We start from the raw sequence: 22037 nt of genomic DNA on the forward strand, positions 1-22037 counted from the left end.
CGGGCCCGGCGCCCGGGTGCCGGGGCCGGGCGCCCTCGCGGATGCCGGGCCCGGCGCCCGCGCGGATGCCGGGGATCCCGGCGGTCCGCCGCACCCTCTACAGTGACCCGATGTCCCCCAACCGGCTCCCGGACCAGCGCCCCACCCTGCCCGAGCTGGCCCGGCAGGCCCTCTCGTCCGTCCAGCGCGGCTACGACCTGCTGGCCCCGAAGTTCGACCACACCGCCTACCGGACACCGGACCGGGTGCTGGACGCGACCGCCCGGACCCTCGGCGGCCACGGCCCCTTCGCCGACGGGCTCGACCTGTGCTGCGGCACCGGCGCGGGCCTGCGGGTGCTGGAGGAGGTGTGCACCGGCCGGGCGGTGGGCGCCGACTTCAGCACGGGCATGCTGGCAGAGGCCAGGTTCGCGTACGCGACCGCCCCGCACCCCGCCCCGCACTGGGTGCGCGGCGACGCGCACGCGCTGCCGTTCCGCGACGGCACCTTCGACCTGGTGGCCAGCTTCGGCGCGTTCGGCCACTTCCTGCCCGCCGAGCGCCCGCACCTGTTCGGCCAGGTGCACCGCGTGCTGCGGGACGGCGGCACCTTCGCGTTCCCGGTGGCGGCGCCGCCGCGCCCGGGCACCGCCGCGTACTGGTCGCTGCTCGGGTTCGACGCGGCGATGCGGGTGCGCAACACCGTGTGGCGGCCGCCCTTCGTCATGTACTACCGCACCTGGCCGTTGGGCGACGTCCGGCGGGACCTGATGAATGCGGGCTTCGAGGTGACGCCGGCGCCCCTCGACGAACTGGGCCGCCGCGACGACGGCTCCCCGCGCTGCCGGCTGCTCCTCGCCAGGAAGCGCTGAGCGCCTACCCGCGCCGCGCGGGCCTGCGCAGCAGCATGCCGCCGATCCCGACCAGCGCCGGGAAGCCGCCCTTGGGCATCGCCGCAGCCCCCACCGCACCGACGCCGACCAGCACAGCGCCCGCGGCACGCTGTGCGGCGACATCGCCGTGCTCCTCCGCCGAGCGGAGCAACCGGCCGCCCATCCACAGGGCCGGCGCCGCCGCCAGGAACCAGAACGCCGCCGCCCGGTCACCGCGCTCCGGTACGGAGTTGACCACACCACTGCGGGCCAGCTCCGCCAGCGCTTCCCTGTGGACCAGCGCACCGATGGCACCGTGGCCGACCGCGACGGCCTGGAGCAGACGTCCCGCTGAAGGTCGATTCATACCGCCGATCGTAGTCCCGGCCGGGCAGGAACCGCCGGGAATCGAGCACTTGGACGGATCCCTCCCGGATCGTTCGGCGCGCCGTGCCGCCGGCACCCCGTCCCGGCGCGCGAGCTCGCGGAGCCGGCCGTCAGCGGGCCGTGTGCGGGGGCCACGGGCGTGGCACAGGTCGTGGTCGTGCCACACGCCCCGGATGCAGCGGCCGCCCGCGAGAGCACCGGCACGCGGACGTGACGCGGCAGGCGGACAGGTCGAGTGCAGAGTGCCGCTCCGGTCGGGAGTCGGACGCCGACGGCAGCGGCTCGACAACGGCCGTGACCCGTCCAACACAGCCATGTCAGGGCCTTCGAGCGGGCTTCGTTCCGTGCTCCGGATGCCGCCGCAGCAGTACGGCGCAGTCGGTGGCCCGGCTCCAGTCCCCCACCCTGCGCGCGGCTTCCCGGTCGCGCTCCAGGCGGACGCACTCCGCGCAGTCCCTCGCAGCGTCAGCCGTCATGGTGCTGCCTCCTCCCCCATGTGGCGGGCTGCTCGGCGCAGCCTTCTGCGGGCTTCTCGGTGCGCCGCCTCAAGTCGCCGCGCCAGCGGGCATGACCGCTCCTGCGTGCAGGCTCGGCACTCCTGGCGGTGTATGACAGAGGCTGCCTGGAGCTGCGCGATGTCGGCCCAGCGGGGTGAGGCGGAGACCTCGGGACTCGGCGGGCCGTCGTCCGCGGGGACCGGCGCGCGGGCTGCCGACTGCCGCGCTCCGCCCGTCGCATCCGTCCGGCCGGTCACGCCTGCGACCTCCGCCGCAGCCCGGCCACGACGTCCCGCAGCAGATCCGGAGTCGGCTCCGCGAATCCGGTGCGCGGCACCCACTCGGGTACGAGTCGCCAGAAGGCTCCGGCCTCCATGAACGCGGTGAGTTCCGCCGCGGCTCCCGGCCGGTCCGGTCCCCGGCCCGCCGTGTCGTCCTTTCCGGACACGCTCCACTCCTCTCCGTAGTTCGGTGACTACCAAGGGGATTCAGCGTGGCCGCGAGCGGGGAGGCATTCAACGTGTCAGACCGGAACGAAAGGTCGGTGACGGCCCGTTGAACCGCAAGGAGTTGGATCCGGACAGCTCTCCCCAAGCAGCGTTCGGAGCACGGCTGCGCAGCATGCGCGAGGCACGCGGCTGGAAGCAGGAGGAGCTGGGAGATCGGACGGGGTATTCCAGTACGCATGTGTCAGCCGTGGAAACCGGTCGCAAGATGCCGACCTTGCGCTTCTCGCGCAGTGCGGACCTCGCCTTCGGCATCGCGGACACCAGGGACACGCTCGAGCAGCAGCACCGCGAGATCCGGCACGGCAGCCTGCTGGAGGGCTTCCCCCAGTACGTGGAGTGCGAGACCCGAGCGGCGGAGATCCGCGTCTACGAAGTGGGAGTCATCCCTGGCCTGCTCCAGACTCCTGAGTACGCGAGAGAGATCGCAAACAGTGGCGTGAAGCGAGGAGCGATCACGCCGGAACAGGCTGAGGAACGAGTCGCCCTCATCGCCGAGCGGCAAGCAGCACTTGTCCGAACTCCTCCGCCACTGATCTCTGTCGTACTGGACGAAAGCTGTATCCGTAGACCGATGGGCGAACCCGCCGTCCTCGAAGCTCAGTTGGACAGGGTCATCGAATGTGCGGAGCAACCCAACACCATGCTTCAGGTCGCCCCCTTCGCAATGGGCGCCCGCCGTCCGCTCTCGTTGCCGCTCTACATCCTGACGATGGCGGACCGGTCCCTGATGTCGTACGCCGAATCAGCGCAGCGGGGCCATCTGGAGCGGGACAACAGGTTCGTGCTGCCCATGCTGACGGCCTACCATCAGCTACAGGCCGCAGCGCCCTCCCAGGCGGAATCCGTCGCCATGATCAGCCGGTTACGAAAGGACACTCCGCGATGACCGAGGCCCCCCGCTGGCTCACCTCGTCCTACAGCGAGAACGGTGGCGCCTGCGTGCAGGTCGCCACCAACCTCGCCGCCCGCGGCACCGTCCCCGTCCGCGACTCCAAGCACCCCACCGGACCGGTTCTGGACCTGACCACCGAGGCGTTCTCCACCTTCGTGACGAGCATCAAGACCGGAAACCTCAGCACCGCCTGACCGTCGACCACGAAAGGACACGCCGTGACGACCGAAACCCCCCGCTGGCTCACGTCCTCCTACAGCGACAACGGCGGCGCCTGCGTGCACGTCGCCACCAACCTCGCCGCCCGCGGCACCGTCCCCGTCCGCGACTCCAAGCACCCCACCGGACCGGTTCTGGACCTGACCACCGAGGCGTTCTCCACCTTCGTGACGAGCATCAAGAGCGGAGACCTCAGCACCGCCTGACCGTCGGGGCGGGTATCGGTTCGGAGACGCCCCCGTCGCGCCCACCGACGGAACCCCGACACGGGCCAAGATTCGGGGGCGTCACAGGATCTCCGCGCCGAAGAGATCGGCAAGCTCCTCCGCGTCGTCCCCAGCCCGCGTGCGCCAGGCCCGGAGAGCTGGCGCCGCGTCGCGCAGTTGCTGGGCTCTGAGCACGTACTCGACATAGCCCGAGAGGTCGCCGCCCGAGGCGGCACGGGCGTGGGCGAGGACATCGGCAGGCAGGCTGACGGTGATGCGCGTACGGAGGCTCATACGCCCGTGAGCGTACTTCTGTATGACGCCGTGACGCATGGAACCGCCGCCGTGCCCCGGACCGGCGCCCCGGTCCGGGGCACGGCGGCCCCACCGGCCAGGTGTCAGCGGACCGGGTGGCCCGCGTCGCGCAGGGTCTCCTTGACCTCGCCGATCCGCAGGTCGCCGAAGTGGAAGACCGAGGCGGCCAGTACGGCGTCGGCACCGGCGCCGATGGCGGGCGGGAAGTGGTCGAGCCGCCCGGCGCCGCCGGAGGCGATCACGGGGATGGTGACGTGCTTGCGGACGGCGGCGATCATCTCGGTGTCGTAGCCGTCCTTGGTGCCGTCCGCGTCCATCGAGTTGAGCAGGATCTCCCCGGCGCCCAGTTCGGCAGCACGGTGCGCCCATTCGACGGCGTCGACATCGGCGCCGCGGCGGCCGCCGTGCGTGGTGACCTCGAAGCCCTCGCCTCCGGCGCGGCGGCGCGCGTCCACGGAGAGCACCAGGACCTGGCTGCCGAACCGTTCGGCGATCTCGCGGATCAGTTCCGGGCGGGCGAGGGCGGCGGTGTTGACGCCGACCTTGTCGGCCCCGGCCCGCAGCAGCTTGTCCACGTCCTCCGGGGTGCGCACCCCGCCGCCGACCGTCAGCGGGATGAAGACCTGCTCGGCGGTGCGCCGCACCACGTCGTAGGTGGTCTCGCGGTCGCCGGAGGAGGCGGTGATGTCCAGGAAGGTCAGTTCGTCGGCGCCCTCGGCGTCGTAGACCTTGGCCATCTCGACGGGATCGCCGGCGTCGCGCAGGTTCTGGAAGTTGACGCCCTTGACGACCCGGCCGCCGTCCACGTCCAGGCAGGGGATGACTCGGACCGCGAGGGTCATGCTCCGTGTGCTCCTTGTGCTCCGGGGGCTCCGGGTGCTCCTGGGGCCTCTTGCGGGTCCCGGTACGCCTCGACCTCCACCTCGACCACCAGGCTCGGGTCGGCGAAACCGGACACGATGATCATGGAGGAGACGGGCCGGACCTCGCCGAACAGCTCCTTGTGCGCGCGTCCCACCTCCTCGACGTCCCGCGCGTGCGTCAGATACATCCGGGTGCGCACCACGCTGTCGGCGCCCAGGCCGAGGGACTTGAGCGCGTCCAGCGCCACCCCGAAGGCGGTGACGGTCTGGTCGTAGGGGCCGCCCTCGGCGATCACGCCGTCCACCACCGAGGTGCAGCCGGCCACCAGCACCAGGCCGTTGGGCAGTTCGACGGCGCGCGCGTAGCCGAACGGCTCCTCCCAGGGGGCACCGGACCCGATCCGCCGTATCGAACCCATCAGGAAACCGCCTCCAACGCCTCTTCCAGGGTGAACGCCTTGGCGTAGAGGGCCTTCCCCACGATCGCACCCTCGACGCCCTCGGGTACCAGCTTCGCGAGGGCCCGCAGGTCGTCGAGCGAGGAGACGCCGCCGCTGGCGACCACGGGCCGGTCGGTGGCGGCGCACACCGTGCGCAGCAGCTCCAGGTTGGGGCCCTTGAGGGTGCCGTCCTTGGCGATGTCGGTGACGACGTAGCGGGCGCAGCCCTCGGAGTCGAGGCGGGCCAGCGTCTCGTAGAGGTCGCCGCCGTCGCGGGTCCAGCCGCGGCCGCGCAGCGTGGTGCCGCGCACGTCGAGGCCGACGGCGATCCGGTCGCCGTACTCGGCGATGACCCCGGCGACCCACTCGGGGGCCTCCAGCGCCGCCGTGCCGAGGTTGACGCGGCGGCAGCCGGTGGCCAGCGCCGCCGCCAGCGAGGCGTCGTCGCGGATGCCGCCGGACAGCTCGACCTTGATCTCCATGGACTGCGCGACCTCGGCGATCCGCTCCCGGTTGTCGCCGGTGCCGAAGGCGGCGTCCAGGTCGACCAGGTGCAGCCACTCGGCTCCGGCGCGCTGCCAGGCCAGCGCCGCCTCCAGCGGGTCGCCGTAGGAGGTCTCGGAGCCGGACTCGCCGTGCACCAGGCGGACGGCCTGCCCGTCCCGGACGTCGACGGCGGGCAGCAGTTCCAGCCGGTTGCTCGCCACGTTCACGGCATCCTCGCTCTTTCGGCTCACAGGGACTCGATCCAGTTCTTCAGTAGCTGTGCTCCGGCGTCGCCGGACTTCTCGGGGTGGAACTGGGTGGCCCACAGCGGGCCGTTCTCCACGGCGGAGACGAACCGGTCGGCGTGCGCGGTCCAGCTCACCACCGGGGGCTTGAGAGCCGGGTTGGCGGTCTCCAGCTCCCAGTCGTGCACGGCGTAGGAGTGGACGAAGTAGTACCGCTCGTCGGCGGGCAGCCCGGCGAACAGCCGCGAGTCGGCGGGCGCCTCGACGGTGTTCCAGCCCATGTGCGGGACCGGGTGCGCGGCGTCGTTCGCGAGCGGGCCGACGGTGCCGGGCCACTCGTCGAGGCCCTCGGCCTCCCGGCCGTGTTCGATCCCGCGGGAGAAGAGGATCTGCATGCCGACGCAGATCCCCATGACGGGCCGTCCGCCTGCCAGCCGGCGCCCGATCACCCAGTGGCCGCGCGCCCGGACCAGCCCCTCCATGCAGGAGGCGAAGGCGCCCACGCCGGGCACCAGCAGGCCGTCGGCGGCCATCGCCCTGTCGTAGTCGCCGGTGATCTCGACGTCGGCACCGGCCCGCTCCAGGGCGCGCTCCGCGGAGCGCACGTTGCCGAAGCCGTAGTCGAAGACCACGACGCTCTTCCTGCCGTTCACCGCATCCACCGTCATGCCCACCAGTCCACTCGCAGGATCCCCGCCGCCAGGCACATCACCGAGGCCACGGCGAGCAACGCGATCACCCCTTTGGGGAGCTGCTGCTTCCAGAACGAGATCGCCCCGCCGGCCAGGAACAGCCCGACGAAGATCAGCAGCGCCGCCAGGCCGGTCACAGAGCACCCTTCGTGGACGGGATGCCGGTCTGCCGCGGGTCGCGTTCACTCGCGTACCGCAGGGCCCGGGCCAGCGCCTTGAACTGGCACTCCACGATGTGGTGCGCGTTGCGGCCGTAGGGCACGTGGACGTGCAGCGCGATCTGCGCCTGGGCGACGAAGGACTCCAGGATGTGGCGGGTCATCGTGGTGTCGTAGCTGCCGATCATCGGCGCGATGCCCTCGGGCTCGGTGTGCACGAGGTAGGGGCGGCCGGACAGGTCGACGGTCACCTGGGCGAGCGACTCGTCCAGCGGCACCGAGGCGTTCGCGAACCGCACGATGCCGCGCTTGTCGCCGAGCGCCTGCTTGAAGGCGGCCCCCAGCGCCAGCGAGGTGTCCTCGATGGTGTGGTGGCTGTCGATGTGCAGATCGCCCTCGGTCTTGACGGTGAGGTCGAACAGGCCGTGCCGGCCGAGCTGGTCGAGCATGTGGTCGTAGAAGCCCACCCCGGTGGAGACGTCCACCTCGCCGGTGCCGTCGAGGTCGATCTCCACCACGACAGAGGTCTCCTTGGTGGTGCGCTCCACCCGGCCCTTGCGCGTCATCAGTCGCTCTTCTCCTTCAGTTCCTTCAGCACGGCTCGCACCGCGTCGAGGAATGCGTCGTTCTCCTCCGGCGTGCCCGCCGTGACCCGCAGCCGGCCGGGGACGCCGTTGTCCCGGACCAGTACGCCGTGCTCCAGCAGCGCCTTCCACACGGCGTGCGACCCGGCCGCGCCGTCGAAACGGCCGAACTGCACGAAGTTGGCGTCCGAGTCGGTGACCTCGCAGCCGAGGGCGCGCAGCTCGCTCACCAGCCGGTCGCGCTCGGTCTTGAGCTGCGCGACGTAGCCCAGCAGGGTGTCGGTGTGCTCCAGCGCGGCCAGCGCCGTGGCCTGGGTGACGGCCGACAGGTGGTAGGGCAGCCGGACCAGTTGCACGGCGTCCACCACGGCAGGCGCGGCGGCCAGATAGCCCAGCCGCAGCCCGGCGGCCCCGAACGCCTTGGACATGGTGCGCGAGAGCACCAGCCGCGGCCGGCCCTCGATCAGCGGAAGCAGCGAGGGGTGGTGCGAGAACTCGCCGTACGCCTCGTCCACCACCACCAGCGCCCCGTGCTCGGGGCGGGCCGCCTGCGCGGCGTCGTGCAGGGCCAGCACCGTCTCCTCCGAGACGGCGGTGCCGGTGGGGTTGTTGGGCGAGCAGACGAAGACGACGTCGGGCCGGTGCTCGGCGATGGTGCGGACGGCGGCTTCGGTGTCGATGGTGAAGTCGTCGTCGCGGGGGCCGGACAGCCAGCCGGTACCGGTGCCGCGGGCGAGCAGCGCGTGCATCGAGTACGACGGCTCGAAGCCCAGCGCTGTCCGGCCCGGCCCGCCGAACGCCTGGAGGAGCTGCTGGAGCACCTCGTTGGAGCCGTTGGCCGCCCACACCTGCCGGTGGTCGACAAAGTGCCCGGCGGTGCGGGAGAGGTAGTCGGCCAGCCGGGTGCGCAGCTCGACCGCGTCCCGGTCCGGATAGCGGTTGAGGTGCCGCGCGGCCTCGGTGACCCGCTCGGCGATCCGCGCGACCAGCGCTTCGGGCAGCGGGTAGGGGTTCTCGTTGGTGTTCAGCCGGACGGGTACGTCGAGCTGGGGCGCGCCGTAGGGGGACTTGCCGCGCAGCTCGTCCCGGATGGGGAGATCGTCAATGCCGGTCACGGGGCCTCGGGCACCTTCCAGTCGAACCGTGCCTTGAGCGCCGCGCCGTGCGCGGGCAGGTCCTCCGCCTCCGCCAGGGTGACGACATGGTGGGTGACCTCGGCCAGTGCGTCCCGGGTGTAGTCCACGACGTGGATGCCGCGCAGGAAGGACTGGACGGACAGGCCCGAGGAGTGGCAGGCGCAGCCGCCGGTGGGCAGCACGTGGTTGGAGCCGGCGGCGTAGTCGCCGAGCGAGACGGGCGCGTACGGGCCGACGAAGACGGCGCCCGCGTTGCGCACCCGCGCGGCCCAGGACGCCGCGTCGGCGGTCTGGATCTCCAGGTGCTCGGCGGCATAGCCGTTGACCACGGCCAGCCCGGCCTCGAGGGAGTCGACGAGCACGATGCCCGACTGCCGTCCGGACAGCGCCTCGGTGATGCGCTCGCTGTGCCTGGTGGCGGGCACCTGCGTCTTCAGCTCCCGCTCCACGGCCTCGGCGAGCTCCTCGGAGGGGGTGACGAGCACCGCTGCGGCGACGACGTCGTGCTCGGCCTGGCTGATCAGGTCGGAGGCGACGTGGGCCGGGTCGGCCGTGTCGTCGGCGAGGATCGCGATCTCGGTCGGGCCCGCCTCGGAGTCGATGCCGATGACGCCCTTGAGCAGCCGCTTGGCCGCGGCCACGTAGATGTTGCCGGGGCCGGTCACCAACTGGACCGGGGCGCACTCCGCGGTGCCGTGGGCGAACATCGCCACGGCCTGGGCGCCGCCCACCGCGTAGACCTCGTCGACGTCCAGCAGCGCGCAGGCGGCGAGGATGGTGGGGTGCGGCAGACCGCCGAACCCGGCCTGCGCGGGTGAGGCCACGGCCAGCGAGCCCACGCCGGCCTCCTGCGCGGGGACCACGTTCATCACGACGGAGGACGGGTAGACGGCGCGCCCGCCGGGGACGTACAGCCCCACCCGCTCCACGGGGACCCAGCGCTCGGTGACGGTGCCGCCGGGCACCACCTGCACGGTGGAGTCGGTGCGCCGCTGGTCGCGGTGGACGGTCCGGGCGCGCCTGATGGACTCCTCCAGGGCCGCGCGCACGGCCGGGTCCAGCTCCCGGAGGGCCGTGCCCAGCGCCTCGGCGGGCACCCGGGTCTGCTCCAGGCGCACCCCGTCGAACCGCTCGGTGTACTCGATCACCGCCGCCGCGCCGCGATGCCGCACGTCGTCGCAGATGGGCCGCACCTTCTCCAGGGCGGCTTCGACGTCGAGCTCGGCACGGGGCAGCAGGTCGCGGTCGAGCGCGCCGTTCGCCGGGCCGGAGGCCGCGGTGGCGAGGGCGGCGCCGCGCAGATCGATTCGGGAGATCACGTACTCAAGTCTCTCAGACCCACGACGCGCCCCGGCCGCCCGTATCAGAGGCTGATACAGGTCACACGCGACGAACGTCGCCTCCCGCGTTCATCCGGTCACGGAGCGGGAAAGGGACCGGTACGACCAGTTGGTCCGAACGTGTCGCGGCCAGGCCGCCGGTTCGGACACCGGGAGACCGGGCGACGGAGGGCCGGGACCGGGAGAGGCCGGGGCCGGGTGACCGGGACGCGCGGCGGGCTGCCGGGACACGAGGAATCGAGGGGGAGGAAGCGTGAGCGAGCCGGTGGACTCGGGCGAGCCGCCGCCGGGGCTGCGGCTGACGACTGCCGAATGGGGGCTCTGGCAGGCGTTCCGCAACGGTACCGAGCACGATCTGCGGCACGGCGAGGCCGAGCTGGACGATCCGAACGGCGATCACGTCTGGGGCCCGGAGCGCACGGTCCGGGCCCGGGTGATAGCGCTGCTGCTGCTGCACGGGCCGCCGCCGCTGCTGGGCCGGGTGGCATCACTGCATCTGACCGGAGCGCTGGTGACCGGCTGCCTGGATCTGGCGGGCGGCAGCGTGGAGACGTACTTCGAGCTGCGGCAGTGCCGCTTCGAGGAGGAGGTGCGGATGCCGGAGGCGCGCGTCAACACGGCGCGCTTCGTCGACTGCTACCTCCCGCGGCTGGAGGCGGCCCGGCTGACCACCGAGGGGGATCTGCACCTGCCCCGGTGCAGCATCCCCGAAGGCGTGCGGCTGACGGACGCCTCGATCGGCACCGACCTGCTGCTCAACGCGGCCACCGTGGGCAGCGGCCCGCGCAACCGCGCGATCGCCGCCGACGGGGTCAGCGTCTCCCAGGAGCTCCAGGCCAGCCTGCTGGTCACCGACGGGCAGGTGAGCCTGCGCGGCGCCTCGGTGGGCAGCTCGCTGCACATGTTCGGCTCGGTGCTGCGCAATCCGCGCGGGCGGTTCGCGCTGTACGCGCCGCAGATGACCGTCGAGCAGGTGGCCAGTTTCGGCGACGCCGGGCGGGGCAGCGCTCCGCAAATCTACGGCACCACACCGCCGACCGGCACCCGCTACGACTTCGGCGGCCAGGGCGGCGCCCACTCCTGGGCGCCGGGCCTCCCGCGCACGGGGTGGGACCCCCACCGCACCAAGCACTTCCAGTGCACCGGGGGCATGGTGCTGGACGACGGGCGGTTCGGCTCCTCGCTGGTGATCGAGAACGCCCGGCTGCAGATGCAGCGCGACCAGGAGCTGTCGCTGCGCCGCATCGCCACTCCGGAGCTGACCTTCACCCCGCAACTGCCCGAGCGGGGGCTGGTGGTGCTCTCCGGCGCTTCGGTGGAGAAGCTGATGGACCGGGCCTCCAGTTGGCCGGGCGACCACCGGCTGTGGATGGCCGGATTCACCTACCAGCACGCGATTCCCAAGGAGGGCCACTTCAACGTCCGCGAACGGCTCCAGTGGATCAACGCCGCGACCGCGGAGTACGCGCCGGAGCCCTACGAGCAGCTCGCGGCGATGTACCGGAACAGCGGCGAGGACACCAACGCGCGCCAGGTGCTGCTGGCCAAGCAGCGCCGGCGGCGGGAGACCCTGCCGCTGCCCGGCAAGCTGTGGGGGGTGCTGCAGGACTGGACGGTGGCCTACGGCTACCGGCCGGCCCAGGCCGCACTGTGGATGGCGCTGCTGTGGCTGACCGGCGCGGTGCTGTTCCAGGCGCACCGGCCACCCGCGCTCAAGGGCGACGAGTCGCCGCACTGGAACGCGGCGCTGTACGCGCTGGACCTGCTGCTGCCGGTGATCTCCTTCGGCCAGGACACGGCCTGGGACCCGGTGGGCGGCTACCAGTGGCTGGCCGCCGCGATGATCCTGGCGGGCTGGGTGCTGGCGACCACGGTGGCGGCGGGCGCCACCCGGCTGCTGCGGCGGCAGTAGCCACGGTGACGCCGGCCGCGGGGCGGATCGCGGCCCGGAACCGAGCGGCCCGCGATCCCGGCGTCGCCGCGGCCCCGCCGTGGGACGCGGGGGCCGCGGCGGGAGTCCCCGGCCTCCGGGCCGGGCCGCCTCGGGAGTCGGCGGGGGTACCTCGGGGGTGTCCGTAGGGCGCACCGGGGCCCGCGCCGGGGGCCGGAGGCTTTAGGCTTACCGGTTGTGACAACCGCGCTTCCGCTCTTCCCCCTCAACTCGGTGCTGTTCCCGGGGCTGGTGCTGCCGCTGAACATCTTCGAGCCGCGGTACCGCGCGCTGATGCGGGACCTGCTCGCCCTGCCCGAGGACGCGCCCCGCCGCTTCGGTGTCGTCGCCATCCGGGACGGCCGCGAAGTCGCGCCCGCCGCCACCGGGATGCCCGACACCGCACCGCCGCAGGGCACCGACCCGACGGCCGGCTTCGGTCCGGACCCGATCACCTCGTTCTACACGGTCGGCTGCATCGCCGACGCCTCCACCATCCGCGAACGCGTCACGGGCACGGGCGCCGCGGACTCCGCGGAGGAGGCGGAGGAGGCGGCGCCGGACACCGATCCGCGCGGCGGCACCACCGGCTACGAGGTGCTGGCGACCGGTACCACCCGGTTCCGGCTGCTGTCGGTCGACGCCTCCGGCCCCTATCTGACCGGCGAGATCGAGGAGTTGCCGGAGGAGGAGGGCGACGAGGCGGGTGCGCTCGCCTCCGGTGTGCTGCGGGCCTTCCGCGCGTACCAGAAGCGGCTGGCCGGCGCCCGGGAACGGACCCTGGCCGCCGGACAGGAGCAGGACCTGCCGGACGACCCGTCGGTGGTCTCCTACCTGGTCGCGGCGGCCACCGTGCTGGACACCCCCGCCAAGCAGCGGCTGCTCCAGGCCCCGGACACCGCGACCCGGCTGGCGGACGAGCTGAAGCTGCTGCGCCGGGAGGCGGCTGTCATCGGCAAGCTGCCGTCGCTGCCCGCGGCCGAGCTGACCCGCAACCCGACCAGCCGGAACTGACCTCCCCGGACCGGAACTGACCTCCCCGGAGCGGAGCACATGGCGAAGAAGAGCAAAGGACAGGGGTCGGCGACCCCGGCCATCGTCGCGGCCACCGAGGCGGGCATCGCGTTCGAGACACACGCCTACACCCACGATCCGGCAGCCCTCTCCTACGGCGAAGAGGCCGCCGAGGCGATGGGCGTGCCGCCGGAGCAGGTCTTCAAGACGCTGGTGGCCGAGGTGGACGGTGCGCTGACGGTCGCCGTCGTCCCGGTGTCGGCCTCGCTGGACCTGAAGGCGCTGGCTGCGGCGGTGGGCGGCAAGCGGGCCGTGATGGCCGACCCGGCCGCGGCCGAGCGCTCCTCCGGTTACGTCCGCGGCGGCATCTCCCCGCTCGGGCAGCGCAAGCGGCTCCCCACGGTGCTGGACGCCTCCGCGCAGGAGCATCCGGCGATCTGCGTCTCGGCGGGCCGCCGCGGCCTGGAGATCGAGCTGGCGCCCGCGGACCTGGCCGCGCTGACCGGCGCCGTCCTCGCACCGGTCGCCCGCGGCTGACCCGTCCTCGGGCCGGTCGCCCGCGGCTGACTCCCCGGCGCCGGTCGGCGCGCCGCCCCCCGCGGGCGCGGGTCAGCTCTCCCAGCGCTGCGGTGCCGGGGGGAACTGGGCGACGGGCTCGTCGCGGGGGCCGAAGAGCGCGGTCACCAGCAGATGGACGAGCACGGCGGCGAGCGGCCAGGCCAGCAGCACCGCGTACGCGTGCAGCTCCAGCGGAGCATCGAAGGTGGCGCCCTGGCCGGCCGCCCGCGCCGCCGCCGACAGGTCCGCCTCGGGGCCCAGCCACACGCCGGTCCGCCAGGCCAGCACGGAGCCCAGCACCCCGCCCAGGCACAGGCCGACCACCAGGCCCACGCCGCCGCTCCTGCGGGCCAGGAAGACGGCGAGCCCCGTCACCACCCCGAATCCCAGCCCGAGCAGGGTGAAGACGCCCTCGGCGCCGATGGCCTCCTCGCCCTCGGGGTGCCGGAAGAGGACCAGCTTGCCGCTGGTGTACAGCGGCACCCGGGGGGCCAGCCACAGCCACAGCAGTCCCATCAGGACACCGAGGACGGCCACGGCCACCGCGCAGACGGCCGCGTGCAGCAGTTCGCGCGACAGGACAGGACCGGCCTGGCCCCCGTAGCCGGTGTGCACCGCGTACGACTGCGCGAGCGGCGGCCCGGAGGCACCGCCGCCGGGCTGGTCATCCACTCCCGCCGCGGGCGCGGAGGGGTGGGAGGAGTCCGGATCGGGAGAGGAGGGCGTCGGTACGGTCACCCCGCCATCGTGCCAGGCCCGCGCCGTGCGGGAGGCCCCGGCCCGCCCCTGGTGCGCCCACCGGCGGCAGCGGGTGCCGGCCCGGGTGTCAGCGGGTGGCCGCCCAGCGGTAGGCACGGGTGGCGAGTGCGAGCGAGAGCATCCCGACCGCGGCGCACACCCCCAGGTCCAGTACGACGCGCGCCCAGTCGGGGTGCGGTGCGAAGGTGCGGGCGAAAGCCTCCACCCCGTAGGTGGACGGCAGCAGGTCCCGGGCCCAGCGGACCACCGGAGGCAGCCCGCCCGCGGGCAGGACGCCCAGCAGCAGCGCCGCCGACATCCCGAGCTGGCCGCCCAGGGTGGCCAGCTCGGGGCGCGGGGCGAGCAGCCCCAGCGCCGCGCCCAGCCCGGCGAGCGCGGCACCGGCGAGCGGGACGACGGCCGCCAGCACCCACAGTCCGCCCAGCGGGAGCTGGAAGAGCACACTGCCCGCCACCGCCGTCACCAGCACTCCGGGGACGGTGAAGGACGCGTAGGCGGCCGCCGCGCCCAGCACGACGGAGGCGGCCGGTACCGGCAGGGTCGCGTAGTGGTCGAGACCGCCGCCCGCACGCAACTGGCCGAAGTACTGGGCCAGCAGGTTCAGCGCCACGAAGGCCACCACCAGCACGCTGGACCCGGCGACCACGGCCCGCGCCTCCGCGCCGCCGTCCACCACGCCGCGCATCAGGACCATGATCCCCAGCGACTGGAAGGTCGCCACGAACAGGAGCGGGATCCGCGCCACCCGGGCCCGGGAGAGCTGGGCCCGGTAGACGGCACCCAGCGCGGGCCACAGCCGGGCGCGCGGCGCCAGCGGCGCGCGGGCCGTGCCGCCGCCCGCTCCGGCGCCGGGGGCGCCGGGCTCCACCGCGGGTGTCCCACCACCCGCGGCTGCGGTGTCCCAGGCGGCCGCGGCGGAAGCGGCGACCGTACCGCCGCCCGCGCCCCCGCCGGACACGTCGTCCGCCACGCCGTGCTCCACCGCGCCGCCGCCGGTCCGCGTACGGCTGCCCACCGTCGTCCTCACCCGAGCCTGCTCCTCACGTCCCGTACCGTCGGCGCACGGTCCGATGCCGTCTCGTCCCGCCTCGTCGCCTGCGCCGGGCCGCGCCCGCTCCGGCATCCCGTCCGCGCGCTCATGCCTTGACCAGACCCTCGGCGCCGTCCTGGCCCGCCGCGCGGCCGCCGAGGGCCACATACACGTCCTCCAGGCTCGGGGTGGCGAGCCGGAAGTCGTCCAGGGCCGCGAACGCCTCGCCCGTGGTGACCAGCGCGACCGCCTCCCGCGCGGCGGCGGGCGGCAGCCGCAGCGTCCAGCGGCGGCCGGTGACGGCGGCACCCGCGGCGAGCGCGGCCACCTCCGGGATCTCCACCGGAGCGCGCTCGCGCCACACCAGTTCCAGCCGCACCTCGTCGCCGACCGTCGCCTTCAGCCCGCCGGGGGTGTCGCAGGCGATCACCCGGCCCCGGTCCAGCACGGCCACCCGGTCCAGCACGGTCTCGGCCTCGATCACGTTGTGCGTCACCAGCAGCACGGTGACCCCGCGCTCGGCGCGCCGCCGGTCGACGGCCGCCCACACCGCGCGCCGCGCGTGCGGGTCCATGCCGGTGGTCGGCTCGTCCAGCACCAGCAGCGGCCGGTCCCCCACCAGCGCGGCGGCCACGCACGCCAGCCGCCGCTGCCCGCCGGAGAGCCGCTTGAGCGGCCGCGCGGCGAGCTGCGTCAGCTCCAGCTCGGCCAGCACCTCGTCGCGTGCGGCGCGGGCCGCCGCGGTGTCCATCCCGCGCAGCCGCGCGGTGGTCTCGGCGGCCAGGGAGACGCTCAGTTCGTCCAGCGCCGTGGACTCCTGCCCGAGGTAGGCCAGCAGCCGGGCGGCCCGCTCGGGATGGCGGACCAGATCGTGGCCGAGCACCTCGACCGCTCCGGAGTCGGGCCGCAGCAGCCCGGTGAGCTGCCGCACCAGGGTGGACTTCCCGGCTCCGTTGGGGCCCAGCAGTCCGAAGATCTCGCCCTGCCGCACCCGCAGGCAGACGCCGTCGGTCGCCCGGACGGCGGGCGCCGCCGGTGCGCCGCGCCGGGCCCGCACCGGCGCATAGGTCTTGACCAGGTCCTCGACGCGCACAGCGGTGCGGATCGGTGCCGTCGCGCTTGCCACCGAGCTGTCCACCGCCTGCCGAGTGCCCGTTCTCACGACCTATGAGGGTACGCGTCCGGGTTCCGCCGACCCGCTCCGACCCCTGCGGGCTCCCGGCGCGGCCGGTGGCGGCGGCGCGGTGCGGGTGCGGAGTCGGTGGCGTGCCGCATCGGATACACGGCCACCCCGGCCGCCGGGACACGACGCACGGGGAGGTCAGTCGCCGGCCGGCGCGTGCTCGGCCGCGGCGCCGGAGCGGGCGTCGACCTCGCGCCAGAATCCCGCCCGGATCGCGTAGCGGTCGTGCTCGTCGATCTGGTCGTCCTTGTGCGCGAGCAGGCCGAACCGGGCCGCGTAGCGGAGCAGCTCGCCGTCGATCCGGTGCGGAATGCGCGGGTACTCGGCGGAGAGCTGGTCCAGATGGTGCTCACTGATCAGCCGCTCCGTCCAGCGGCGTGCGAAGACCTGACCGACCTCGAAGGGGTCTCCGCTGACGGCGGTGATGTCCTCCTCGCGGTCCGCCCAGCGCTGCTCGGCGGTGGTGAGCTGGGCGAGCATCGGCAGAGCCGCGGTCTCGGGCGGTTCGCCGGGGGCCGACCGCTCGACCCAGCCGCGGTCCGACGACCAGCGCAGCGTGGCCCCAGGCGGCCCCGCGGACGGAGGTGCCTGCTGCCCCTGGCGGCCGAGGTCGGCCAGATCCTTGGGGGTGGGCACTCCCTCGCTCCGCTGCGGAGGGTGCCCGGACGCGGACTGTCCTGCGTCCGGGCCACCGTCCTCGCCACCGTCCTCGGCCGCGGGCTGCGGCTCGCCGCCCGCGTCCTCCTCGGGCGGCCGGCCGGACGGGGCGGGGGTCGGGCCGGAGGGTGCGGAGGCGCGGTGGCCCGCGGAACCGTTCTTGCCGGTCTCCGGCAGCGGTGCGGAGAGGATCGCGGCGATCTCCGGGCGGGGTGCGGGCTGGGGCGCGCAGGGCGCGGAGAGGTCCTTGGCCCGGACCACGGGGGTGATCCAGGTCCGGTCCAGCACCCGTCGCTCGTCGGCCTCGGCCACCAGGTCCTCGGACTGGTTGTAGTCCCCGTCGGCGGCCTGGACCGCCCACAGGTGGACAGCCACCCCGTGCTCCTTGGCGGACATCAGCCCCGGCAGCAGATCGCCGTCACCGGTCACCAGCACGATGTCGGAGCAGGCCCGGTTGCGGGCGAGTTCGGTCAGCTCCGCGTGCATGGCGGCGTCCACGCCCTTCTGCGCCCAGCGGCCGTCGCTGCGGGTGAGGGCCCCCAGCCGTACGGTCACCCGGGGCATCACGCGCAGCCTGCGGTGCTCGGGCTGCGGCACCCGGTCCGGGGCGCCGTCGAACCAGTAGATGCGCAGCAGCGCGCACTGGGTGTCGGCCTCCGCCTGCCGCCGGAGGGACCCGATGAGACCGGCGTGGTCGACGGTGATGCGCGAGCGGGTGGGTTCCCCGGCCAGCAGGCTGGCGGCGGCGCCCAGCAGGTATCCGGCGTCCACCAGGACGACGCAGCGGTCCACGACGTTCCACCCACTCTCGGTCATGACATCCAGCCGAGGCTGTGCCTTCGCGTGCCGGCCGTTCCCCGTGTTCTTCGAGTCTGCCCGACCGCGCGGGGGTTATCAGCCGGAACTCGATCATCGGCGTGGCGGCCACTGGCAGTAATTGTCCGACATGCACGGCATTTCCGGTCATGCGAGTCTGAACGGGAGGACCCTCTCGTTCGGAGACGGACCTCCGTCGCAGGAGGCGAACATGGCGAAGAACAAGAACCGTCAACCTGCCCGGGAATCCCGCACCGCGGAGGAACAGCAGCGGGAGCGGGAACGCGCGAAGTCGGCCGCCGCGGAGCGGACGCCCCCCACCGGCGCCGCGCGCAAGGGCCGGGAACGCCGCTTCGGCCACAACTGAGCGCCCCGGACCCCCGGCGCCCGTCCGGGCGCGCCCTCGTGCCCTGTCCGCGGCTGCCGGCCGCGGACAGGGCACGAGGGATGACCACGCCGACCGCCCAGGCCACCCGGCGGGGCCGTCGGCCGGCACCCGACGGCCGACGGCCAGCGGAACGCAGACCGCGGACCGGCCACAGCAGACCGCGGACCGGCCGCAGCGTGCTCGGCGCCGTGCCGCGACCGCCTCCGGGCACCTCCGGGGTCCGGCCCCGGATGCAGGACCGGGTCCGGGAGGCGCGGGGAGTCGGGCCCCGGCCGGCCTCGGCCGCCCGGCCGGACCGGAGGTCCGAGGCGCCTGGCCTCAGCCCGCCAGGCAGGCGGGGCCCAGCAGCTCCTTCAGGTCGCCGAAGAGCGCGGGGTCGGGGGTGACCCGGTGCCGGTCCAGCCGCAGCACCGTGGTCTTGCGCGCCCCCTCCAGCCGGACGCGCACCTCGCTGGCGCCGCGGTGCTGGGTCAGCACATAGCCCAGCTTCTCCACCAGCGGGGGCGTCACCTTGACGGTGGGGATGGTGATGGTGACCGGCGCGGTGGCGGACGCCTCGCTCAGGTCGGGGACCTGCAGCTCCATGGCGACGAGCCGGGGCACGTCCTCCCGCTTGTCCAGCCGCCCCTTGACGAACACGACGGCGTCCTCCACGAGCTGGGTGGAGACCAGTTGGTAGGTGGCGGGGAAGAACATGCAGTCGATGGACCCGGCCAGGTCCTCGACGGTGGCGATGGCCCAGGCGTTGCCCTGCTTGGTCATCTTGCGCTGGAGGCCGGAGATGATGCCGCCGATGGTGACGATGGAGCCGTCGGAGTAGTCGCCGCCGGTCAACTGGGCGATGGCGGCGTCGGCCTTCTCGTTGAGGACGTGCTCCAGGCCGAAGAGCGGGTGGTCGGAGACGTAGAGGCCGAGCATCTCCCGCTCCTGGGCGAGCAGATAGGTCTTCTCCCACTCCTCCTCGGAGAACTGCACGTCCAGGCCGAAGCCGGGTCCCGAGTCCGCCGCGTCGTCCCCGCCGAGGTCGCCGAAGAGGTCGAACTGCCCCTCGGCCTCCTTCCGCTTGACCTGCACCACGTTGTCGATCATCGGCTCGAACTGCGCGGTGAGGCCCTTGCGGGTGTGCCCCATCTCGTCGAACGCGCCGGCCTTGATCAGCGACTCGACGGTGCGCTTGTTGCAGACGACGGCCTCGACCTTGTCCAGGAAGTCCGGGAAGGAGGAGTACTTGCCCTTCGCCTTGCGGCACTTGACGATCGAGTCGACGACGTTCTGGCCCACGTTCCGTACCGCGGTGAGGCCGAAGACGATCGTGGAGTCGTCCTTGGAGGTGAAGTTCGCCTCCGACTCATTGACGTTGGGCGGCAGTACCTTGATGCCCATCTTGCGGCACTCGTTGAGGTAGACGGCCGACTTGTCCTTGTCGTCGCGCACGGAGGTGAGCAGCGCGGACATGTACTCGGCGGGGTAGTTGGCCTTGAGGTAGGCCGTCCAGTAGGTGACCAGCCCGTAGGCGGAGGAGTGCGCCTTGTTGAAGGCGTACCCGGCGAAGGGGACCAGCACGTCCCAGACGGCCTGGATGGCGCCGTCCGAGTAGCCGTTGTCCCGCATGCCCTTCTGGAAGTTCACGAACTCCTTGTCGAGAACCTCCTTCTTCTTCTTGCCCATCGCCCGGCGCAGCAGGTCGGCCTGGCCGAGCGAGTAGCCGGCGAGCACCTGGGCCGCCTTCTGCACCTGCTCCTGGTAGACGATCAGGCCGTGCGTGATGTCGAGGACGTCCTTGAGCGGCTCCTCCAGCTCCGGGTGGATCGGCGTGATCTCCTGCTGGCCGTTCTTCCGCAGCGCGTAGTTGATGTGGGAGTTCATCCCCATCGGGCCGGGGCGGTAGAGGGCCGAGACGGCGGAGATGTCCTCGAAGTGGTCGGGCTTCATCATGCGCAGCAGGGAGCGCATCGGGCCGCCGTCGAACTGGAAGACGCCGAGGGTGTCACCGCGGCACAGCAGCTCGAACGCCTTGGGGTCGTCCAGCGGCAGGTCGAGGAGCTTGAGGTCGACGCCCTTGTTCTTGCGGATCATCTTGACCGCGTCGTCCATGATGGTGAGGTTGCGCAGCCCCAGGAAGTCCATCTTCAGCAGGCCGAGCGACTCGCAGCTCGGGTAGTCCCACTGGGTGACGACGGTGCCGTCGTTCTTCGGCGAGAAGATCGGCGCGTGGTCGATGACCGGCTCGCTGGACATGATGACGCCCGCCGCGTGCATGCCCATCTGGCGCACCAGGCCCTCGATGCCCATGGCGGAGTCGATGACCTTCTTGACGTCCGGCTCGTTCTCGTACATCCCGCGCACCTCGCCCGCCTCGCTGTAGCGGGGGTGGTTCGGGTCGGTGATGCCGGAGAGCGGGATGCCCTTGCCGAGCACGTCGGCGGGCATCGCCTTGGTGATGCGGTCGCCCATCGCGTAGGGGTAGCCCAGCACCCGGGAGGCGTCCTTGATGGCGGCCTTCGCCTTGATCGTGCCGTAGGTGCCGATCATGGCGACCTTGTCGGCGCCGTACTTCTCCGTGACATAGCGGATCACGTCGCCGCGCCGGCGCTCGTCGAAGTCGATGTCGACGTCGGGCATGGTGACGCGCTCGGGGTTGAGGAACCGCTCGAAGATCAGTCCGTGGGTGACGGGGTCGAGGTCGGTGATGCCCATGGCGTAGCTGACGATCGAGCCCGCCGCCGAGCCGCGGCCCGGACCGACCGCGATGCCGTTGTCCTTGGCCCAGTTGATGAAGTCGGCGACCACCAGGAAGTACCCGGGGAAGCCCATGTCGATGATGACCTTCATCTCGTAGTCCGCCAGCTCCTGGCGGTCCTCGGGCACGCCCCCCGGGAAGCGGCGGGCCATCCCGCGCCGGACCTCCTCGCGGAACCAGGAGATCTCGTCGTATCCCTCGGGCACGTCGAACTTCGGCATCAGGTTCTTGGGCTCGAACATGCCCTCGGTCTCGATGCGCTCGGCGATCAGGAGCTGCGTGTTGCGGCAGCCCGACTGCCAGGCGTCCGAGGAGTCGATGCCGTACATCTCCTCGGCGGTCTTGAGGTAGTAGCCGGAACCGTCGAAGCTGAAGCGGTCGGGGTCGGAGAGGTTGCTGCCGGTCTGGATGCACAGCAGAGTGTCGTGCGCCGCCGACTCACGCGCATAGGTGTAGTGCGAGTCGTTGGTGACCACGAAGGGCGCGTCGAGCTTCCGCGCGATGCGCTCCAGGCCGTCCCGCGCCCGCTTGTCGATGTCGATGTCGTGGTCCATCAGCTCGACGAAGAAGTTCTCCTTGCCGAAGATGTCCTGGTACTCCCCGGCGGCCTGGAGCGCCTCGTCCTCCATCCCCAGCCGGATCTTGGTGCTCACCTCGCCGGAGGGGCAGCCGGTGGTCGCCATCAGGCCCTCGGCGTACTCGGCGAGCAGCTCGCGGTCCATCCTGGGCTTGCGGAAGAAGCCCTCCAGGCTGGCCCGCGACTGGGCGCGGAAGAGGTTGTGCAGCCCCGTGGCGTTCCTGGCCCACATCGTCATGTGGGTGTAGGCGCCGTTGCCGGAGACGTCGTCCCGCTTCTGGTGCGGGGTGCCCCACTTGACCGGGCGGGTGTTCCTGCGGTGGTCGGGAGCCAGGTACGCCTCGATGCCGATGATCGGCGTCACCCCGGCGTCCTTTGCGGAGTGGAAGAAGTCGTAGGCCCCGTGCAGATTCCCGTGGTCGGTCATCGCGATGTGCGACATGCCCATCTCATTGCAGGCGTTGAACATGTCCTTGAGCCGGGCCGCACCGTCGAGGAGCGAGTACTGCGTGTGCACATGCAGATGAGTGAAGGGGTTGTCACTCACGACGAGGCCACCTCCGGG

General features: G+C 72.8%; 25 protein-coding genes. 8 read left to right on the forward strand and 17 right to left on the reverse strand.

Annotated features, from left to right (window positions below):
* Positions 1–110 precede the first annotated feature (110 nt).
* Positions 111–851: a class I SAM-dependent methyltransferase gene (locus BMX65_RS01525; RefSeq protein WP_074998740.1), complete on the forward strand. Its 741-nt coding sequence runs from the start codon at positions 111–113 to the stop codon at positions 849–851.
* 4 nt (positions 852–855) lie between these two features.
* On the opposite strand, the gene BMX65_RS01530 is transcribed toward BMX65_RS01525, so the two are convergent.
* The 3 genes from BMX65_RS01530 to BMX65_RS01535 form a co-directional block, all read right to left on the reverse strand.
* A complete protein-coding gene (locus BMX65_RS01530; protein WP_074998261.1) occupies positions 856–1218 on the reverse strand; it encodes a DUF6463 family protein in 363 nt (120 codons plus the stop codon).
* A gap of 337 nt (positions 1219–1555) precedes the next feature.
* Complete coding sequence (locus BMX65_RS32655) at positions 1556–1714, reverse strand: hypothetical protein (RefSeq protein WP_177214169.1); 159 nt, start codon at positions 1712–1714, stop codon at positions 1556–1558.
* A gap of 274 nt (positions 1715–1988) precedes the next feature.
* Positions 1989–2183: a hypothetical protein gene (locus tag BMX65_RS01535; RefSeq protein WP_074998262.1), complete on the reverse strand. Its 195-nt coding sequence runs from the start codon at positions 2181–2183 to the stop codon at positions 1989–1991.
* A 107-nt stretch (positions 2184–2290) separates the two neighbouring features.
* Between BMX65_RS01535 and BMX65_RS01540 the strand changes: the two genes are divergently transcribed.
* Genes BMX65_RS01540 through BMX65_RS01550 form a run of 3 tightly spaced genes read left to right on the forward strand, consistent with a single transcriptional unit; the run spans position 2291 to position 3561 of the window.
* Positions 2291–3130, forward strand: coding sequence for a helix-turn-helix domain-containing protein (locus BMX65_RS01540; RefSeq protein ID WP_074998263.1), 840 nt, complete (start codon positions 2291–2293; stop codon positions 3128–3130).
* Positions 3127–3330, forward strand: a complete 204-nt coding sequence (locus BMX65_RS01545; RefSeq protein WP_074998264.1) for a DUF397 domain-containing protein — start codon at positions 3127–3129, stop codon at positions 3328–3330. Before BMX65_RS01540 ends, BMX65_RS01545 begins: the two co-directional genes overlap by 4 nt.
* Before the next feature lie 24 nt (positions 3331–3354).
* A complete protein-coding gene (locus BMX65_RS01550; protein WP_074998265.1) occupies positions 3355–3561 on the forward strand; it encodes a DUF397 domain-containing protein in 207 nt (68 codons plus the stop codon).
* An 81-nt stretch (positions 3562–3642) separates the two neighbouring features.
* On the opposite strand, the gene BMX65_RS01555 is transcribed toward BMX65_RS01550, so the two are convergent.
* The 9 genes from BMX65_RS01555 to hisD form a co-directional block, all read right to left on the reverse strand.
* Positions 3643–3855, reverse strand: a complete 213-nt coding sequence (locus tag BMX65_RS01555; protein WP_074998741.1) for a hypothetical protein — start codon at positions 3853–3855, stop codon at positions 3643–3645.
* 104 nt (positions 3856–3959) lie between these two features.
* Entirely contained in the window at positions 3960–4718 is a 759-nt protein-coding gene (gene hisF, locus BMX65_RS01560; RefSeq protein WP_074998266.1) for an imidazole glycerol phosphate synthase subunit HisF, read from the reverse strand.
* Positions 4715–5158 (reverse strand): RidA family protein, encoded by a 444-nt coding sequence (locus BMX65_RS01565; RefSeq protein ID WP_074998267.1) that lies wholly within the window; start codon positions 5156–5158, stop codon positions 4715–4717. Before BMX65_RS01565 ends, hisF begins: the two co-directional genes overlap by 4 nt.
* Positions 5158–5886, reverse strand: a complete 729-nt coding sequence (gene priA / locus BMX65_RS01570) for a bifunctional 1-(5-phosphoribosyl)-5-((5-phosphoribosylamino)methylideneamino)imidazole-4-carboxamide isomerase/phosphoribosylanthranilate isomerase PriA (protein WP_074998742.1) — start codon at positions 5884–5886, stop codon at positions 5158–5160. Before priA ends, BMX65_RS01565 begins: the two co-directional genes overlap by 1 nt.
* Positions 5887–5912: 26 nt before the next feature.
* Positions 5913–6578 carry an imidazole glycerol phosphate synthase subunit HisH gene (hisH, locus tag BMX65_RS01575; RefSeq protein WP_074998268.1) on the reverse strand — a complete coding sequence of 222 codons (666 nt, stop codon included), beginning with the start codon at positions 6576–6578 and terminating at the stop codon, positions 5913–5915.
* Positions 6575–6739 (reverse strand): hypothetical protein, encoded by a 165-nt coding sequence (locus BMX65_RS32660; RefSeq protein ID WP_177214170.1) that lies wholly within the window; start codon positions 6737–6739, stop codon positions 6575–6577. The genes hisH and BMX65_RS32660 overlap by 4 nt, the downstream gene beginning before the upstream one ends.
* Positions 6736–7326 carry an imidazoleglycerol-phosphate dehydratase HisB gene (hisB, locus tag BMX65_RS01580; RefSeq protein ID WP_074998269.1) on the reverse strand — a complete coding sequence of 197 codons (591 nt, stop codon included), beginning with the start codon at positions 7324–7326 and terminating at the stop codon, positions 6736–6738. The genes BMX65_RS32660 and hisB overlap by 4 nt, the downstream gene beginning before the upstream one ends.
* Positions 7326–8459, reverse strand: a complete 1134-nt coding sequence (locus tag BMX65_RS01585) for a histidinol-phosphate transaminase (protein ID WP_074998270.1) — start codon at positions 8457–8459, stop codon at positions 7326–7328. The genes hisB and BMX65_RS01585 overlap by 1 nt, the downstream gene beginning before the upstream one ends.
* On the reverse strand, positions 8456–9799 hold the full coding sequence (gene hisD, locus BMX65_RS01590; protein ID WP_074998271.1) for a histidinol dehydrogenase: 1344 nt from the start codon (positions 9797–9799) through the stop codon (positions 8456–8458). Before hisD ends, BMX65_RS01585 begins: the two co-directional genes overlap by 4 nt.
* Positions 9800–10073: 274 nt before the next feature.
* On the opposite strand from hisD, the gene BMX65_RS01595 reads away from it, so the two are divergent.
* From BMX65_RS01595 to ybaK, 3 genes are all read left to right on the forward strand, one after another.
* The gene (locus tag BMX65_RS01595) at positions 10074–11732 is read left to right on the forward strand and encodes an oxidoreductase (RefSeq protein WP_074998272.1); all 1659 of its coding nucleotides are present in this window, start codon (positions 10074–10076) and stop codon (positions 11730–11732) included.
* 216 nt (positions 11733–11948) lie between these two features.
* Positions 11949–12764 carry an LON peptidase substrate-binding domain-containing protein gene (locus BMX65_RS01600; protein WP_074998273.1) on the forward strand — a complete coding sequence of 272 codons (816 nt, stop codon included), beginning with the start codon at positions 11949–11951 and terminating at the stop codon, positions 12762–12764.
* Between the two features lie 39 nt (positions 12765–12803).
* Positions 12804–13301 carry a Cys-tRNA(Pro) deacylase gene (ybaK, locus tag BMX65_RS01605; RefSeq protein ID WP_074998274.1) on the forward strand — a complete coding sequence of 166 codons (498 nt, stop codon included), beginning with the start codon at positions 12804–12806 and terminating at the stop codon, positions 13299–13301.
* A gap of 72 nt (positions 13302–13373) precedes the next feature.
* On the opposite strand, the gene BMX65_RS01610 is transcribed toward ybaK, so the two are convergent.
* The 4 genes from BMX65_RS01610 to BMX65_RS01625 form a co-directional block, all read right to left on the reverse strand.
* The gene (locus BMX65_RS01610; protein ID WP_074998275.1) at positions 13374–14060 is read right to left on the reverse strand and encodes a hypothetical protein; all 687 of its coding nucleotides are present in this window, start codon (positions 14058–14060) and stop codon (positions 13374–13376) included.
* A gap of 88 nt (positions 14061–14148) precedes the next feature.
* A complete protein-coding gene (locus BMX65_RS01615) occupies positions 14149–14949 on the reverse strand; it encodes an ABC transporter permease (RefSeq protein ID WP_074998743.1) in 801 nt (266 codons plus the stop codon).
* A gap of 268 nt (positions 14950–15217) precedes the next feature.
* On the reverse strand, positions 15218–16249 hold the full coding sequence (locus tag BMX65_RS01620; protein WP_177214186.1) for an ABC transporter ATP-binding protein: 1032 nt from the start codon (positions 16247–16249) through the stop codon (positions 15218–15220).
* Between the two features lie 183 nt (positions 16250–16432).
* Positions 16433–17743: an NYN domain-containing protein gene (locus BMX65_RS01625; RefSeq protein WP_074998745.1), complete on the reverse strand. Its 1311-nt coding sequence runs from the start codon at positions 17741–17743 to the stop codon at positions 16433–16435.
* Between the two features lie 235 nt (positions 17744–17978).
* Here BMX65_RS01625 and BMX65_RS32665 point away from each other — a divergent pair, with 235 nt between their 5' ends.
* Positions 17979–18134, forward strand: coding sequence for a hypothetical protein (locus tag BMX65_RS32665; protein ID WP_019358568.1), 156 nt, complete (start codon positions 17979–17981; stop codon positions 18132–18134).
* A gap of 339 nt (positions 18135–18473) precedes the next feature.
* On the opposite strand, the gene dnaE is transcribed toward BMX65_RS32665, so the two are convergent.
* Positions 18474–22019 (reverse strand): DNA polymerase III subunit alpha, encoded by a 3546-nt coding sequence (gene dnaE, locus BMX65_RS01630; protein ID WP_074998276.1) that lies wholly within the window; start codon positions 22017–22019, stop codon positions 18474–18476.
* Between the last annotated feature and the right edge of the window lie 18 nt (positions 22020–22037).

The organism is Streptomyces qinglanensis, from assembly GCF_900111245.1.
Taxonomy (GTDB): Bacteria; Actinomycetota; Actinomycetes; order Streptomycetales; family Streptomycetaceae; genus Streptomyces; species Streptomyces qinglanensis.